This window comes from bacterium (genome assembly GCA_040753085.1).
Lineage (GTDB): Bacteria > UBA9089 > JASEGY01 > JASEGY01 > JASEGY01 > JASEGY01.
In genome coordinates this window covers 13,934-29,559 of sequence record JBFMHI010000019.1, presented here as the reverse complement: position 1 = coordinate 29,559, position 15,626 = coordinate 13,934, and the positions used below count along the sequence as shown (strand labels likewise).

19 protein-coding genes are annotated in these 15,626 nt (G+C 45.9%); all 19 read right to left on the bottom strand.

Translation table 11 applies throughout. From position 1 onward, the window contains the following. Nucleotides 1-197: 197 nt before the first annotated feature. The 19 genes from AB1797_04010 to fliN all read right to left on the bottom strand — a co-directional run bounded on the left by AB1797_04010 (nucleotide 198) and on the right by fliN (nucleotide 15,625). Nucleotides 198-617 carry a hypothetical protein gene (locus AB1797_04010; GenBank protein MEW5766777.1) on the bottom strand — a complete coding sequence of 140 codons (420 nt, stop codon included), beginning with the start codon at nucleotides 615-617 and terminating at the stop codon, nucleotides 198-200. A gap of 56 nt (nucleotides 618-673) precedes the next feature. Beyond that, entirely contained in the window at nucleotides 674-997 is a 324-nt protein-coding gene (locus AB1797_04005; protein ID MEW5766776.1) for a hypothetical protein, read from the bottom strand. Between the two features lie 12 nt (nucleotides 998-1,009). Then, the gene (locus tag AB1797_04000; GenBank protein ID MEW5766775.1) at nucleotides 1,010-2,659 is read right to left on the bottom strand and encodes a FapA family protein; all 1,650 of its coding nucleotides are present in this window, start codon (nucleotides 2,657-2,659) and stop codon (nucleotides 1,010-1,012) included. Between the two features lie 13 nt (nucleotides 2,660-2,672). Beyond that, a complete protein-coding gene (gene whiG / locus AB1797_03995) occupies nucleotides 2,673-3,449 on the bottom strand; it encodes an RNA polymerase sigma factor WhiG (GenBank protein ID MEW5766774.1) in 777 nt (258 codons plus the stop codon). 39 nt (nucleotides 3,450-3,488) lie between these two features. Beyond that, entirely contained in the window at nucleotides 3,489-3,635 is a 147-nt protein-coding gene (locus AB1797_03990) for a hypothetical protein (GenBank protein ID MEW5766773.1), read from the bottom strand. Next, on the bottom strand, nucleotides 3,632-4,693 hold the full coding sequence (locus tag AB1797_03985; GenBank protein MEW5766772.1) for a hypothetical protein: 1,062 nt from the start codon (nucleotides 4,691-4,693) through the stop codon (nucleotides 3,632-3,634). The genes AB1797_03990 and AB1797_03985 overlap by 4 nt, the downstream gene beginning before the upstream one ends. 42 nt (nucleotides 4,694-4,735) lie before the next feature. Further along, nucleotides 4,736-5,044, bottom strand: a complete 309-nt coding sequence (locus tag AB1797_03980) for a hypothetical protein (GenBank protein MEW5766771.1) — start codon at nucleotides 5,042-5,044, stop codon at nucleotides 4,736-4,738. A 64-nt stretch (nucleotides 5,045-5,108) separates the two neighbouring features. After that, complete coding sequence (locus AB1797_03975; protein MEW5766770.1) at nucleotides 5,109-5,999, bottom strand: MinD/ParA family protein; 891 nt, start codon at nucleotides 5,997-5,999, stop codon at nucleotides 5,109-5,111. 232 nt (nucleotides 6,000-6,231) lie between these two features. Further along, nucleotides 6,232-7,476, bottom strand: a complete 1,245-nt coding sequence (flhF, locus tag AB1797_03970; GenBank protein MEW5766769.1) for a flagellar biosynthesis protein FlhF — start codon at nucleotides 7,474-7,476, stop codon at nucleotides 6,232-6,234. Nucleotides 7,477-7,745: 269 nt separating this feature from the next. Beyond that, nucleotides 7,746-9,818, bottom strand: a complete 2,073-nt coding sequence (gene flhA / locus AB1797_03965) for a flagellar biosynthesis protein FlhA (GenBank protein MEW5766768.1) — start codon at nucleotides 9,816-9,818, stop codon at nucleotides 7,746-7,748. Next, complete coding sequence (locus AB1797_03960) at nucleotides 9,802-9,975, bottom strand: hypothetical protein (protein ID MEW5766767.1); 174 nt, start codon at nucleotides 9,973-9,975, stop codon at nucleotides 9,802-9,804. Before AB1797_03960 ends, flhA begins: the two co-directional genes overlap by 17 nt. Before the next feature lie 38 nt (nucleotides 9,976-10,013). Then, nucleotides 10,014-11,228: a flagellar biosynthesis protein FlhB gene (gene flhB, locus AB1797_03955; protein ID MEW5766766.1), complete on the bottom strand. Its 1,215-nt coding sequence runs from the start codon at nucleotides 11,226-11,228 to the stop codon at nucleotides 10,014-10,016. Nucleotides 11,229-11,291: 63 nt separating this feature from the next. Continuing rightward, on the bottom strand, nucleotides 11,292-12,092 hold the full coding sequence (gene fliR, locus AB1797_03950) for a flagellar biosynthetic protein FliR (GenBank protein MEW5766765.1): 801 nt from the start codon (nucleotides 12,090-12,092) through the stop codon (nucleotides 11,292-11,294). Nucleotides 12,093-12,156: 64 nt separating this feature from the next. Continuing rightward, a complete protein-coding gene (gene fliQ, locus AB1797_03945; protein MEW5766764.1) occupies nucleotides 12,157-12,426 on the bottom strand; it encodes a flagellar biosynthesis protein FliQ in 270 nt (89 codons plus the stop codon). Between the two features lie 81 nt (nucleotides 12,427-12,507). Next, nucleotides 12,508-13,230 carry a flagellar type III secretion system pore protein FliP gene (gene fliP, locus AB1797_03940; protein MEW5766763.1) on the bottom strand — a complete coding sequence of 241 codons (723 nt, stop codon included), beginning with the start codon at nucleotides 13,228-13,230 and terminating at the stop codon, nucleotides 12,508-12,510. 113 nt (nucleotides 13,231-13,343) lie between these two features. Next, a complete protein-coding gene (locus AB1797_03935; protein ID MEW5766762.1) occupies nucleotides 13,344-13,484 on the bottom strand; it encodes a hypothetical protein in 141 nt (46 codons plus the stop codon). A 95-nt stretch (nucleotides 13,485-13,579) separates the two neighbouring features. Beyond that, entirely contained in the window at nucleotides 13,580-14,266 is a 687-nt protein-coding gene (locus AB1797_03930) for a flagellar biosynthetic protein FliO (protein MEW5766761.1), read from the bottom strand. A 6-nt stretch (nucleotides 14,267-14,272) separates the two neighbouring features. After that, nucleotides 14,273-14,551 carry a FliM/FliN family flagellar motor switch protein gene (locus tag AB1797_03925; GenBank protein ID MEW5766760.1) on the bottom strand — a complete coding sequence of 93 codons (279 nt, stop codon included), beginning with the start codon at nucleotides 14,549-14,551 and terminating at the stop codon, nucleotides 14,273-14,275. 99 nt (nucleotides 14,552-14,650) lie between these two features. Further along, complete coding sequence (gene fliN, locus AB1797_03920; protein ID MEW5766759.1) at nucleotides 14,651-15,625, bottom strand: flagellar motor switch protein FliN; 975 nt, start codon at nucleotides 15,623-15,625, stop codon at nucleotides 14,651-14,653. Nucleotide 15,626: the final 1 nt, after the last annotated feature.

The window sequence follows — 15,626 nt, the reverse complement described above, 5'->3', positions numbered from 1 at the left end:
AGCTTCCCCTCCCTTGATGGGAGGGGTTAGGGGAGGGTGAAATAAACAACCCTCTCTTATTGTTGCTAATACCCCATCTATATTTCTTAATATAAGGTTTTTAGCAAGAGTAATAATATTGCCCGCCGATTTCACCCTCACCCTATCCCTCTCCCATCAAGGGAGAGGGAATTTTGCTTTGTCTCCCAACTAACTGCTTAACTTAGTTTTGAGCAGTTACCCTTTTTACTAGTCAATCCAATCAACAATTGAATCTCCCCCTGGCTTATTTCCACTTCTCTGGCAATATCCCCCACCTGCCAACCGGCATCTATTAGAGAGAATACCCGGTTATATCGGCCGCCTCTCTTCACCCTTTTTTCCCCTTCTTTTAAGGCCCCCAGGTTGGCCACCAGGGTATTCAGCCGACGAATTCTATCATCAGCTAAATCAATTACTTCCTTCAACTCGACGGTTTTATCTTCCATAACCTTGATATTAGCCTCAGCCACCCGGTTGAATTCGACCATCAGCCGGCCGGCTTCTTCTTTAAAAGAAAGAGGGATATTTTTTGATCTCCGGTAGGCCAAATAAGAAAAGGTCAGACAGATTATCACGCCTGCATACACCACGGTCATTGGCTTGCTTCATTTCAGAAGTCAGATTCTTTCTCTTCGGTCTTCTGTCTTCTGAACTACTTCACTACATCAAGAATATGCCCCCGAAATGGGTCAACTCCCCGCCTATTCTCTTGATCCAGCTCTTTTTCACGCAGATGTCTCGGACGTCTTCGTCTTCCCCCTCCTCCTTGCCCCTGCCTTTCATCCACGCTGAGTTTGGCCCCTGTCTCCTCCATATTTTCCTGAATCTGGCTCTCGTGAAGACGAGATTCCTCCTCTGCCCGGTGAGCTAAATGAGACTGAGCCGTGCCAATTTGATCCTGAGCGGCCTGTTGTCCTCGACCCACCTCTGTCTGTTGAGCTATGTTGACCTGTAAATCAATAGGCTGGACGGGCATCCCCCTCACCTCCTACGGCTTCTTTTTTTTCTTACTTATCTCCTCATACACCCTAAAAGAAATCTTACCCTCACGCTCTACTATGGTGCAATATCTATATTCCTTTGTGACTTCCGCGGGGATATTCTTTATCCGAAGTTTAACTCCCGGATAAAGTATCTCGGCCACTGAAACCCTACCTCCCTTTAACGAAGCCAATTTTTCCTTTAAAGCCGATATTTTAGTGGCCGTCTTACGCAGAGAGGCCATAAGTTCGTTTTGGGTTTTAAGATACTGAATAAGCATTTCTTCCTTCTCCAGTGAAAGGTTGCCGGCCTTTTTTTGCCCATTTATAGTTTTAATGGTCAACTTAAGCTGATGAAACTCGTGTCTTTCTTTCTCAAGCTTTTCTTCTAAATCAATCAATTCCTGTCTTAAGCGGGGGTCAATGCCGGATTCCACCACCGTAGGCACCTCTACCCAAGAACCAATGCACTTGGCTACCACCTGAGCCGCTGCCCGAATCCTTCCGCCCATAATTCTCCCCCGTCTCCCTGATAGACAAAAAACCGCCCCTCCGGCGTCAATTTTACTATGCATAATGTCTTCACTGATCACCACATCTCCCCCGGCTTCCACCTCTCCTCCCTCGATAAACTTAGCCGTTATATTCCCCCCCGCATAAGTAGTTCCTTCCCCCTGACCAACGATACCGCGTTGAATGCGGATATCCTTCCCGGCGTGAAGGGTTGCCCTTTCCACTACTCCTCCCACATCAATATTTCCTCCCGCCTTAACCGTAAATCCTTCTCGAACAGAACCGGATACAGCCACATCACCTACAAAATCAATGTTTCCTACATGCATGTCCACATCACCTTTAACTTCATAGGTAGTCTCCACGGCGATGTTCGTTCCTGTCCAGACCGCATTTCCGGCTACATTAGCCCTCAATTCCAAGCCATCTTCACTTAGCCGGGTATTTTTTCCAGCCGGGAGAGGTATTTCCTTCCCATCTTTAGCCGGCGTCTCCTTACCTCTAACGGTCTTGCCCGGCATTCCCCTGGTGGCTGGAATCCTGGTCGCCAATACCCGGCCCGGGGCTACATTTTCAATCAACCCTAATTCTCGATAGTTAACTTTCCCTCCTTCATCAGCCTGGGCCACCCTCACCGTTTTATCCTTTTTAAATTTAAAGTTAATGCCCCCCTCCTGGCCCGAAACAGGTGGAATCCCTTGGGCCACCTTAACAGGTTTTCCGATTATCCCTTCCGATAAAGCCTTAACTATCGCCCCTTCATCAATACCATAAACTATCCCGTTACGAAGGAGAAAGTTTTTTATCTCTTCTACCTCCAACCTGGGGAGTCTTCCGGTCTTAGGCTGGTTAATGGTTATAAAACCAGCCATCTCATCCTTTGAGATATCAACCGTTACATAATTCCCTACCCTTCTGGCGGCCTCCTTTTCAACCCCTTCGCCTATCTTTACCGGTTGGCCGGCGGCTTCAGCTACCGCTTTTTTAACCGCCTCAAAATCTATCCCTGTCAACCCGGCCAGATCAAGCTGGATCATCACATTATCCGGATCAACCGCTTCACCTTTTCCCATCGGAGGATAGACACTTAAAAAAACGCCTTCTCTTTGAGGATCAATATTAAAGTATCCGCCGAAATCCTCCACCTTACCCTCCTTCTTATTCCTTAAACGCCTTCCGAAACCGGCTCAAGTAGCCTCTCAACCTGAGGATAGCCTTCGTGTGCATTTGAGAGACCCTTGACTCAGTTACCCCCAGCACCTCGCCGATCTCTTTTAAGGTTAACTCTTCATAGTAATAAAGGGCCACCACCTCTCTCTCTCTTTGCGGCAAGCGGTTAATGGCTTCCACCAGGAGACGCTTTATGTCCTCTCTTTCCACTATTGCCTCTGGGGCCTGGCTGGACGAGGTTTCAATAGTATCTACTATGGCCACCTCATCATCATCGTCTCCCAGATGCCAGACATCATCAAGGGAAATCATAGAAGTCCCGCTTACATCTAAGATAAGCTGGGAAAGTTCCTCAACACTTACCCCCATAGCCTCAGCCACTTCCTCATCAGTAGCCGACCGGCCAAACTTATACTCTAAAGCCGCATAAACACCCTCCAACTGTCGCCCTTTTGCCCGCACTGTTCGGGGGACCCAATCTAAAAGCCTCAGTTGATCAAGAATAGCCCCCTTAATACGAGAACTAGCGTAAGTCTTAAATTTGCTTCCGTGATCCGGATCAAACTTTTCAATGGCATCAATTAATCCCAGGATACCATAAGAAACCAGGTCGTCAAATTCAACCGTAGGCGGGGTGCTCACCGCTATCCGACCGGCAATATATTTGACCATAGAAGCATAATTGATTATCAGCTCTTCCCTGATCTTGGGATCATTTGTCCGTTTATAATCACTCCAGAGTTCATCTTCTCGTTCTTTAAACAAAAATCTCGCCCTCACTTATCAGTAGACAGTAGCTACTACCTACTGCCTTGTCACGTTAGTATTTATGGGTAGAGTCTCTTTCGATCCTCGATGCTCGATCCTGGATACTGGATCCTTTACCAGCATCGAGCATCGAGCATCCAGCATCGAGCATCCAGCATCATGTGATGAACGGTTACCTCTCAAAATATAACCGAAAGGATAATCCAAATAATCACAATAATAGCCGTCACTAAAAGATAGGGAAAGCCTTTCTTGGCTTTTTCTTTTAATCTTGCGTCCACTCTCCCGGTGGGGATAAACCTCTGAGGGGCCAGTTTTACCCTCACATTATTAGCTACTACCGCCTCCCCCACGACCTTCTCCCCAAATTTCGTCCTTACCCTGATCATCCCCTCTTTAACCGGCTGCAAATCTTCCACTGCCGTTACCACCGTAATAAGGTGTTCACCTTTCCTCGCCCCCATAAGTTGAGCCAGGTAGATACCTAACTCACTATTATCAATAACCCTTACCAGAAGGGGCTGATTCTCTCTCAAGGTGGATAGAGGAATTCCTCCCTCCACCGCCAAGATCAAAGCTATCTTTAGTTTAATTGGTGATAAAACCTTATCTAAGGCAGAGTTTGCTTGTCCTTGACCAGGAAGCTCTTCTACTGATTGAGCCCAATCAAGATCAAAGGAGGATATCTGATCAATCGAGAACCTGAGTTCACATCCAAGGTCTCCCATACTTCCCCATATCTCTTCCCCTAATCTATCTTTAAGCTTTCCTGGAGATCCTTCCTTTAATATATCCCACAGGTAACCTACCTGGGGTCTAAATCCATCCTTCAACCTATTAAAAAGCTCCTGAGTCACCTTGGGAATGAAATCCTTTCTATTTAAGCTAACCCGGTGAACAACCTTTTCAAACAAATCCCAGGTGATATTAACATCATATAAAAATAGACGGCTGTTTTTGGAGACAACCACTTTCATATCATACACTACTCGGTTAGCCGTATTTAATATTAGACTGAAAAGTCCAAAGTACTGAACGTAATCTCCTTTGAATTTAGCCTTGATAATCCAGATAGACTTATTATTCAGGAAAGCCACCAATCCTTTGGCTCTCTCTAAATCACCTCCCGTCGCCTGCAGGACGAGCCTGGCCTCCCTCCGGCTGCACCCCGCTGCTTCTACCAAACCGGATATAGCTTGCCTCATTTCCTCCTTTATTTGGACTTCTCTATCCTCCTCCATACACCATCCCTCCTTGGCTGCTCATTAATTATTAAATATTAATTATTTATCACTACCTCCTACCGTAGCCTCCTCTACTATTTCTTCTTCCTCGCCGGTAAAGACCTCTACCATCAGAGGCACATACCTTCCTACCACCCAGCCTATTATTCGGCCTAAAAGATAAAAGATAATAAAGGTTACTACTACTCGGGCGCAAATAATATAGGCCAGGTGAATTGAGATAATCGCTCCCCAAAATTTGACCGCCGTAATAAATCCATTTAAAAAAGCAGCAAAAACGCCCAGATACAAACTCCCCCACTTAACCACCGTCTGTTCACTTCCTAAATCGGCATTATCCCCCTCCATCTTAAAACAGCTTCTATTAAACTATAACATTTTTTTTGACAGGAGTCAACTAAAAGATTTCGGTTCAGCTTCCCAATAAACGCTTAAAGAAACCCTGTAAGCCATTGCCATTAGACGGTTCAGGAGTTTGAATCAGTTTAGCCATTATATGAGATATACCATAAGTCGCCTTAGACCTGGGATAAGCCAGGAAAAAAGGTTTCTGTTGACGAACAGCCTTTATGACTAACTGGTCCTCCAAGATATATCCTAAGACCTCCACCCGAATATTAAGAAATTGTCCGGCAATGTTGACCACCCTATCAGCCACCCTCTTTCCCTCCATCACCGAACTAACCCTGTTAACCACCAATTTTATATTGGCCTCTATGTTGTGGCGGCAGACAGCCTTAATCATCCCGTAGGCATCAGCAATAGCCGTCGGCTCCGGGGTTGTCACCAGCAGGACATCATCGGCCGCCAGGACAAAACTCAAGACATTAGGGGAAAGACCCGCTCCCGTATCAAAGATAATGCAATCAGTAGAATCACTCAGACTACTAAGCGCCGAGATAAATCCCTCTCGTTCCTCCTGGGAAAGATTAGCCACCTCAGTTACACCGGTGGCGCCAGCAATAAGTCTAATCCCACCAGGGCCATCAGCAATGATTTCTTCAATCTTTTTTTTCCCTTCCACTACATGGGATAAATTATACCGGGGGGGTGGGATAAGGCCAAGCACCACGTTCACATTGGCCAGGCCTAAATCAGCATCCATGATCAGGGTCTGTCTTCCGGCCTGGGTAAAGGCAATGGCTAAATTAGCGGCCAGGTTGGTCTTGCCTACACCTCCCTTACCGGAGGTCACGGTTATTATCCGACTGGAAGGATTTATCTTATTACCCCCACTATGGCCATTCTTACCATCGTTTTTCTCCCTGACTAATTCTCTTAATCCCTCTGCCTGATCAGCCATATTTTGCTCCTTTCGCCGATGTTCATCCTTTCGGCCATTTGTCGAATCGCTAATCTCGAATGGCGAATCGCGAATCTCGAATGGCGAATCGCGAATTGCGGATTGCGAATTGCGGATTAAAAAATAGATTCGCGATTCGCGATTCGCGATTAATCCGTGAGTGGCCCAAACAATGAACAAGGCCTGAAAATCTGTATAATCGGTGAATTAATCTTGGTGGCTTTGTGGCCTATTATTGCAAGACCATATTAGCCAATTTGGCCGCATCGGCCACCTCGATATCTTCCGGAACATTTTGACCTGTAGTTACATAACTCAAAGGTTTTTTCACCTCGGCCAACAAACTGATCATAGAACCAAAAGTGACGGTTTCATCCAATTTAGTAAAGATAATCCGGTCAAAAGAGACCTTCTGGAAATTATCAATAATATTCAGGAGATCCTTATATTTGGTGGTAGCAGAAAGGAGCAAATAGGTCTCCAACTTGTGGCCGGCCGCGGTAATAAAGTTTTTAAGCTCAGTCATCTGAATAGTATTTCGCTGGCTCCGGCCGGCTGTATCAATGAGGACCAGATCGCAGTCAGAAAAGCTCTCAATAGCCTCACTAAACTCATTTTGGGTAAAGACTACTTTCAAGGGAACTCCAAGTATCTCAGCAAAGGCCTTAAGTTGTTCCACGGCGGCTATTCGATAGGTATCAATAGTAATCAAGGCTACCTTGAGCTGTTTATGGAAGGCAAAATCAGCCGCCAATTTAGCCACCGTCGTTGTTTTACCTACGCCGGTCGGCCCAACCAGAACCAAAGTCTTGGGCGTCCCCTCTTCTACTTCCCAGGAATCAGCGTCTATCTCGATCAGCCTCTCTAAACGGGCCGCCAATCCTTTCCGGAGCTCCTCCCTATCTTCCAGGTTCAAAGAGGGGTTATCAGAAATAAGGTCTTTAATTAGCCTCTCAGAAAGCTCGCTCTCCATCCCATTTCCAATCATACAGCGATAAAACTCCTCACTTCGACCCGGATAAAAATTATGGCCGTTACCTGGCCGCTGACTACTCACCAACAGGTCAATCTTGCTTTTAAGCTCTCGCATCTCTTGATGGATAAGATTAAACTCAACTCTTTCATCAACGGGTTTGATGACAGATTTAGGCGGAGAATAAACCTTAGTCAAAGGCGGCTTCTCATCCACGGCGCTCAATGAGGTAGGTGGAAGGGGGACAGCCTGTTCTTCGGAAGAATGGTTTATTCCCGGCCTGGAACGATTGGTCGCCAAGCTTGACGGCTTGACGCCCGGACTTGAACGGGCCGTCGGCAAAGCCGCCGTTACCTCAACCATGGGTTTTGAAAAGAGACCTAAAACCCCCCCCTGCCTGGTATTTCGGTGATTAATCATAATAGCGTCCTTGCCCAGATCAAGGGTCATCTTCAGTATGGCCTGAGGCAATGTCTCGGCCACATAAGTCTTATACTTCATCATGAAAACATACCCCCTTTTTAAATTAACGTAACTATACAGCCACAGATTTACACGGATGAAACACTGATTTTTAATATATGCACCATTAAATCCGTAAACCGTGTCCGTGATTCGTGTCCGCAAGGTGTCCATTGTAGGAACAGGCCCCTGTGCCTGTCCTTCCTGTGTTGGGCAACCACAGGGGGTTGCCCCTACCTTCTGTCCTCTGCTATCTGCTATTTATCCGTGCTAATCCGTGTTAATCAGTGGCTGAATAGTTACGATAATTATTATATCTTGACCATCCCGATATATTCCACCTCTACATCGGGTGATACCTCCGCATAAGATAGCACAATCAAATTGGGAGCTACCCGCTTAGTCATCTCCCTCACATGTCTTCTGACCTGGGGTGAACAGAGAAGAATAACCTCATAGCGGATAGCAGCGGCCTTTTTTATCTCCCCAGAAAGAGAAGCAATAATCTGCTGGATAATCGCCGGCTTTAAAACGATCTGAGGCCCCTCTCTTGTTTCCTGGATACTCTGGGAGATCATCTCCTCTATTTTCGGATCCAGGGTAATAACCGGCAATGTCCTTTCGGGAGTTTTATATCTATTGCATATCTGACGATTAAGCCCCATGCGGACATATTCGGTTAAGGTATCAGTGTCTTTTGTCTTTGAGGCATAATCAGCCAATGTCTCCAGGATAGTCACTAAATCCCTGATAGATATACCCTCATCAAGTAAATTATGGAGGACCTTTTGAACCTCACCCAACGGGAGGACGCTGGGAACTAATTCATCAACCAGCGCCGGATAGCTTTCTTTGATATTGTTCAACAACTCTTGAGTTTCCTGGCGTCCCAGGAGCTGAGAGGCATTGCGTTTTATAACCTCGGTCAGATGAGTCGCCACAATAGAAGGTGGATCAACCACCGTGTATCCGGCCATTTCCGCCTGTTCCCGCTGTCCCTCAGTAATCCAGATAGCCGGCAGACCAAAGGCCGGCTCAATGGTCTCTTCCCCCTTCAACTCTTTGGTTACGGTGCCGGGATTCATGGCTAAATAATGATCAACTTTAATTTCTCCGCCGGCCACTTCCACTCCCTTGATCAGAATAGAGTAGACATTGGGCTTAAGCTGCATATTGTCTCTGATCCTGATAGGCGGAACCACGATACCCATATCCAGGGCGCACTGACGCCGGATCATGGTCACCCTTTCCAGCAAGTCTCCCCCCTGTTCAGGATCAACCAGGGGAATGAGACTGTAGCCGATACTGAGCTCCATTGGATCAGGTTTTAAGAGTGAAATCACGCTTTCAGGTTTTCTGGCCCGATCGGCCTCCTCTTTCTTCTTCTCTTTCTCTAAAACCTCCTTGCCAACCCTGGCCTCCCGGCCCATAAGATAAGCCATAGCGCCGGCTCCAATAGCCAGAGAGAGAAGAGGAAAAGTCGGCAAAGGAGTAAAGGCCAGAAAAGCTAAAGTGCCGGCCGTAATCCAGAGAACCCGAGGTCTATTCATAAGCTGCGAAATAAGGTCTTCCCCTAAATTGGATTCTGAAGCAGCCCGGGTGACAATTAAACCTGTAGCCACTGAAATAAGTAAGGCCGGAATTTGACTGACTAATCCGTCTCCAACCGTAAGTAAGGTGAAAGTCCGGGCCGCATCCCCTATACTCATCCCCAGCATCCAGGCGCCAATGATAAAACCACCCGCGATGTTAACCACCGTAATAATCAAGCCGGCAATAACATCTCCCTGAACAAACTTAGCCGCTCCGTCCATCGCCCCATAAAAATCCGCCTCACGTCGAATCTCCTGCCGGCGGGCAATAGCTTCCTTTTCGGTAATCAGACCGGCGTTCAGGTCGGCATCAATGGCCATCTGTTTACCCGGCATCGCATCGAGGGTAAATCTGGCCGCTACTTCAGAGACCCTGGTCGTGCCCTTAACAATGACCAGAAACTGAATCAGGACTAAAATGAGGAAGATAACCACCCCCACCACATAATTCCCGGCCACCACAAAGGTGCCAAAGGCCTTGATGAGGCCGATCTCTTCCCCCCGTCCCAGAAGGATCATTCGGGTAGTAGAAACATTTAAGCCCAGCCGATAGACAGTGGCCACCAACAATAAGGAGGGAAACACTGCAAATTCAATGGCCTTAACCAGATAAATGGTGGTCAAAATAACCACTACCGCCACCATTATATTGAGGGAAAGAAGTATATCCAGCAAAAAAGGCGGTACAGGAATGATCATCATGATGACAATAGTAATGATACCTATCGCCACCAGGACATCAGCATTTTTCATCCATTGAGGCCTGGGCATCGCCTCAGCCGCAACAGCCATTTCTTATTTCGGATGGCAGATTTCGGACCCTCATTTCGGATTTCGGATTCCAGATTTTCCATTCCGCATTCCGCAATCCGCAATCGGATATTCCGTAATCTACAATCCTTTTTCTCCCTCTTTTCTCATTTCGGATTTCGGATTCCAGATTTTCCATTCCGCAATCTGCATTCCGCAATCCGCATTCCGCAATCGTTACGGTCGTTTATTCTTCAACTTGTAGACATAAGACAGCACCTCAGCCACGGCCTGATAAAGATCAGGCGGAACCTCGTCCCCAATCTCGGCTGATTCATACAGGGCCTGGGCCAGAGGTTTATTTTCTACTACCGGTATATTATTCTCTTTAGCAATCTCAACAATTCGTTCGGCTACTTCATCTTTGCCTTTGGCCACTACCGTCGGAGCCGCCATGTAACTGGCCTCATATTTAATAGCTACCGCTAAGTGGGTCGGGTTAGTAATGACTACATCCGCCTCAGGGACCTCTTGCATCATCCTTCTGTAAGCCGCGGCCCTCTGCCGCTCCCTGATCTTGGCCTTGACTAAAGGGTCTCCTTCCTGCATCTTCCGCTCATCTTTGACTTCCTGTTTGGTCATCTTTAGACTTTCGGTCATTTCATGCCTCTGAAACATATAGTCAAATATACTTAAAAAAAGTAAAAGAAGAGTAGTATACAGGACAATATCAAAGGTTAGTTTAGCGATCAGGCCGAAGGCTTGAAAGGTGCCCATATCGACCATAGAAAGTAAATGGATAAAATTCGTTTTGATAATCCAATAAGGGATATAGCCAACCGTAACCACCTTAAAAATAGATTTGATCAGGTTAAAACCTACCTGTTTGGAAATTAGAACCTTTTTTATAAAATTCTGGGGTGAAGGCTTTATCCTGGACAGATCGAACCTCAGGGCCTGAGGCGTAAACTTAAGGCCGACCTGGGCAAAATTAGCTATCAGGGCGGTTAAAGTAGCCGCAATCATAATGGGCGCAAGAATCTTAGCTAATAGAACAATTAGAAAAATCAAAATTAAATGGATGGAGTCAAGATTAATCTGGTAGATATGGGCTTCAGACAACATTTGCCGCGTAAATTTATATAAATCATCAAAGATATAGGGGTAGACCAGGAAAAGAACCAGGAAAGCAATCAGGGTGATGACCCCCTGACTGATCTCCATAGATTTAGCTACTTGGCCTTTTTCTCTGGCCTTTTCCCTTTTACGGGTAGTAGGCTCCTCTGTCCGGCCTTCATCTTCAGCCGCAAAGAGCTGGAGATCGAAAACAAGTTCCGAGTTTCGGGTTTCGGGGCAATCTGTTAGCCGTTGAAACATAGAAGACAGAAGACAGAGACCTCTGACCTCCGACATCTGACTTCTAACTTCTGATATGGCAAAGGCCAACCCCATGTGTTTCGTCCCCCCAACAAAACTTGAAACTTCAAACTCGAAACTCGAAACACCTCGAAACTTCTACTTCCCCATCGCCCGCATAATAACATTAAGATCAGAAAAAAGGTTAGCAAAGACATTAACCATCGCCTGGTGTAAGAGAGGAATAAAGACAATCAAGGTAATGAGTCCCACCAAAATCTTCACTGGCCAGCCTATCATCATAATATTCATCTGGGGCGCCGCCCGAGAAAGTATCCCAAAAGACACATCCGTCAAAAAGACAGTTCCAATAATAGGCAAACCGATCTTCATCGCAATCAAAAACATAGCTGCGACTAAGTCAGTTATATGCATAACTAAAGAAGAGGCTGAGCGAAGATGAAGGACCGGGACAAGGGTGTAGCTTTCACAAAGGGCTTTAATGGTTAAATGATGCCCCCCGAAGAGGATAAAGACAAGCAGGGCCAGTAGACCTACTAATTGGCCGATAATGGGAATCTCGGTTTGAGACATAGGGTCCATCACGCTAACAATCCCAAAACCTATCTGAAGACTATAAAACTGCCCGGACAATTGAAAGGCGGTAAATATTAGGCTGGTAATAAAGCCAATAATAAGACCGACCATTACTTCTTGTAAGACAAAAATCCCATAAAGCATCACATTCTCAGGGATCCTCTCTCCCACCCCCAAGCCAACCACAGGAAAAATAACCAACGAAAGCAGTAAGCTCAGGGCAGCTTTTACCTGTATCGGGATATCCATGCTCCCAAAGAATGGGGAGGCCGCAAATATACCAGAAGTGCGGGCCAGAACAAGAAAAAATGCCTGAAAATGCTTGACAATCGGTTCCAGGTTGAGTATAGGTTCCATCGCCATTAATAATTCAGGTAGATAGGCTGAAGCCTATCTACCTTCAGCCTTCAGTCTTCAGCCTATCTACCTATCCCGTTACATTAGGTAATAACATAATCAATCTTATTGCATAATCCATTAGCGTCCGCAGCATCCATGCCCCAAAAAGCCCCACCGAAAGCAGGATAGCAATAATTTTAGGGACAAACGTTAATGTCTGCTCCTGAATGGAGGTGGTTGTCTGTAGGATGCTGATGATCAATCCAACCACTAACCCTATCCCCAACATAGGTGCAGAAATAAGAATAGCCATAAAAAGGGCCTCCTGGGCCAGGCTAACCACAAAACCTTCTGACATAGCGGCCTCCTCTTCTCATTTCGGATTTCGGATTTCGGATTGGGATAAATCTGCAATCCGCAATCCGCAATCTACAATCGGTTAATGAAAGCTCAAGATCACTGACCGGGTAATTAAATGCCAGCCATCAACTATAATAAAAAGCAAAATCTTAAAGGGCATCGATATCATAACCGGAGGGAGCATAATCATCCCCATAGACATAAGGACACTGGCTACTACCATATCAATGACTATAAAGGGTATGAACAAAAGTATTCCCATCTGAAAAGCCGTCGTCAATTCGCTGATCATAAAAGAAGGCATCAGGATATAGGTCGGCACCTCGTCTCTATTTTTAGGTCGAGGCAACTTGCTTATGTCAAGAAAGAGGTCAATATCCCGCTCCCGGGTCTGCTTGAACATAAACTCACGAAGCGGCGCCTCTGCCTTAGATATCCCTTCTCCCACCGTTATCTTTCCGTCTAAATAGGGCTTAATCGCATTTGAATGTATGGTGGAAATGGTAGGGGCCATTATAAAGAAGGTGAGAAATAGAGCTAACCCCACGATTACTTGTTGCGGCGGCATCTCCTGTGTGGCTAAGGCCCGTTTGATAAAGGAGAAGACAATCACTACGCGGACAAAGGAAGTGAGCATAATCAGAATAGAGGGGACTAAACTAAGAATGGTAAGGAGAAAAAGAATCTGGAGGGTAAGGGCTACATCTTTAGGATTTTTGGCTTCGGTAATGTCAAGGCCTATTTTGGGGATAGGAATGGCCGGCTCGGCCTGAGCAAGGGGGACAATAAGCCCATTAACCATAATAATCAGGAGCAAAATTGGTCCAACTAAGCGCAAGAAAAGTTCCCCTCCCCCAAAATGTTGATTCTACTCCCTACCCCCATGCTTCCGAATGAAAGCAACCTCGTAACTATTCAGCCACAGATGGACACGGATGAAACACTGATTTTTTTAATATATGAATCGTTTAAATTCAACTCTTTCTCTTCCAAATTGTAAACTTCAAATGCTCCTCCACTAATGTCCTCTGTTATTTTTTCATATTTTAAACTCATTCTAATTTATCCGTGCTAATCCGGGTTAATCAGTGGCTGAATAGTTACGCAACCTCTAATCAATAATCGATGATGGGTGATCACCTGAGTAATAACTACGGTTGCCTACTCTCAACTTCCAACCGGGCCAGATGTTCCCTCTCTCTTATCAAAAAGTTAAGTCTTTCTTCATAAGGATCGCTCTCTCTTTCTTCTACCCCAAAACGACCCAAAAATCCTTTCAGATAGTGAGAAAAGGGATGATTCTTAATTCCCTCTCTGCTGCTCTGAGTCTTTATCAAATCAATCTCTTCTTTGTCTTTTATTTCAGTTAAAAAATTTATTCCTTTTTCTCCTATCCCCAGGACCAGAATCCGTCCAGGCAACTCAACCAACTGAAGGTATCGGTTGGGGGCTAAAGGAGCCGTGGCTAAAATAGAAATAAAGCTCGCTCCACCCATAATACCTTTCCCTTTCAGAAAGAAACGAAAAACCAGGTAAATAACGCCCACTATTAGACCTAACGCCAGAATAACTCTGAGTCCAAGCCCAAGCATATTGAATTCGTATCCGCCCAGGGTCTCTTGTTGGCCGACGGCGGATGGCGCACCCACTTCGTGGGTACCCGGGACGGCAGATTGTTCTGAGGGCGGATCGGCGTTAATGTTTTTCCCTTGATTAACTGCTTCTTCCTGGGCCTGAGGTTTTATTTCCTCCCTTTCAGCGGGATTGGCCAGAGATAGTCCCCCTCTCAGTAAGAGTAATCCTGAGATCAGAGAAATTAAAATCAATATCCGCTTCAATCGCCATCACCTCACTAAGCCGGTTAACCTCTCGGCCGGTGTAATGATATTTTCGATCCTAAACCCAAACCTATCTTCGACCGTGACCACCCTACCCTTGGCAAATATCTTATCATTAATCCGCAAATCAACTGGTTCATCAATTGGTCTATGTAGAGAAATAACAGAGCCTACATCTAAATCAAGCACATTTTTAACATATAATTTAATCCGTCCCAATTCAACACTCACCTTCATAGGGACATTCATCAGAACTGCCTTGGTCGTATGAGCCATATCTCTCATCAGTTATCAATAGCCAACAGGGCATTCTTCCCTATTACCTATTGGCTATTGCCCTTGTGTCTTAGTGGCTAAGTGTTACCAATTATTAATTGTTAATCGTTATATGTGTGATATCCGCTCCGCCGGGCTGATAATCTCTGTAATCTTGATCCCGAAATCATCGTCAATGACAACTACTTCTCCTTTGGCAATAAGCTTACCATTTATGAGTAAATCCACCGGCTCCCCGGCTTCTCTGTCCAACTCCACAATGGAGCCTGGACCAAGAGAAAGTATATCTTTGATATGCATCTCGGTTCGACCAAGCTCTACCGCCCCAGTAACCGGAACATCCGTTAAAAGACCAATATTGCCTTCAGCGCCAGGAGCACCCGGCCCAAGCGGGACAAACTGGACAGGATGAACTCCCTTGCTCTCCCTGTAAGCAGCCACAATAGCTTTGGCTAAGTCAAAACTAATTAACTGGATAAATGAATCAGCCTCAAACCCGCTGATACTTAATCTGCAAACAATCCTGACTACTATGTCCCGTTTAAAAAGAGACAAAGTAATATCTCTTGGGGCAACCACATTTACTCTAAGACTACTCATCTCTACCCCTTTATTTAGGGTAGTGGCAAAAGTTCCCACGCCGGCGCTCATCATCTGCCTTAAGACTTCATTCACGGCTCCCAAATAAAGCTCATTGATCTCCTCTGGAGGCGATGATCCATCCCCTCCCATCATCAGATCAGCAATAATTGCCCCTATATTCTTGGGCAGGATGATAACCGTTTCTCCCCTAATACCCTGGATATATTCTGATTCAACTATAATAGCCGGACTGGGAAAACTCTCCCTCAAAAATTCTACTGCCTCCACTACAATCTCGGGGTTTGTTATAGAGGCTTTCCGGCCAAGGGTGGTGGATAGGACACTACCGCAAGCCTCCATAGCCTTACCCATAACACCGGATATGACCTTTATTTCATCCTGAGAAAGTCCCTTCTCCGACGGAACCGCCTTCCCTTCCTCTTCTCCGGCACCAAGGAGCGCTTCTATCTCTTCCGGGGCGAGTGTTTGTTGATCAACCATT

Excerpts from the sequence above, each read along its gene's own strand:
- AB1797_03980 (MEW5766771.1), bottom strand. The coding sequence starts at position 5,044 with ATGGAGGGGGATAATGCCGATTTAGGAAGTGAACAGACGGTGGTTAAG.
- fliR (MEW5766765.1), bottom strand. The coding sequence starts at position 12,092 with ATGGCGATGGAACCTATACTCAACCTGGAACCGATTGTCAAGCATTTT.
- fliP (MEW5766763.1), bottom strand. The coding sequence starts at position 13,230 with ATGGTTAATGGGCTTATTGTCCCCCTTGCTCAGGCCGAGCCGGCCATT.
- AB1797_03975 (MEW5766770.1), bottom strand. The coding sequence starts at position 5,999 with ATGGCTGATCAGGCAGAGGGATTAAGAGAATTAGTCAGGGAGAAAAAC.
- AB1797_03925 (MEW5766760.1), bottom strand. The coding sequence starts at position 14,551 with ATGAGAGATATGGCTCATACGACCAAGGCAGTTCTGATGAATGTCCCT.
- fliN (MEW5766759.1), bottom strand. The coding sequence starts at position 15,625 with ATGGTTGATCAACAAACACTCGCCCCGGAAGAGATAGAAGCGCTCCTT.
- AB1797_04010 (MEW5766777.1), bottom strand. The coding sequence starts at position 617 with ATGACCGTGGTGTATGCAGGCGTGATAATCTGTCTGACCTTTTCTTAT.
- flhB (MEW5766766.1), bottom strand. The coding sequence starts at position 11,228 with ATGGGGTTGGCCTTTGCCATATCAGAAGTTAGAAGTCAGATGTCGGAG.
- flhA (MEW5766768.1), bottom strand. The coding sequence starts at position 9,818 with ATGGCTGTTGCGGCTGAGGCGATGCCCAGGCCTCAATGGATGAAAAAT.
- AB1797_03985 (MEW5766772.1), bottom strand. The coding sequence starts at position 4,693 with ATGGAGGAGGATAGAGAAGTCCAAATAAAGGAGGAAATGAGGCAAGCT.
- AB1797_03960 (MEW5766767.1), bottom strand. The coding sequence starts at position 9,975 with ATGGAAAATCTGGAATCCGAAATCCGAAATGAGAAAAGAGGGAGAAAA.
- flhF (MEW5766769.1), bottom strand. The coding sequence starts at position 7,476 with ATGATGAAGTATAAGACTTATGTGGCCGAGACATTGCCTCAGGCCATA.
- fliQ (MEW5766764.1), bottom strand. The coding sequence starts at position 12,426 with ATGTCAGAAGGTTTTGTGGTTAGCCTGGCCCAGGAGGCCCTTTTTATG.
- AB1797_03935 (MEW5766762.1), bottom strand. The coding sequence starts at position 13,484 with ATGAGTTTAAAATATGAAAAAATAACAGAGGACATTAGTGGAGGAGCA.
- AB1797_04005 (MEW5766776.1), bottom strand. The coding sequence starts at position 997 with ATGCCCGTCCAGCCTATTGATTTACAGGTCAACATAGCTCAACAGACA.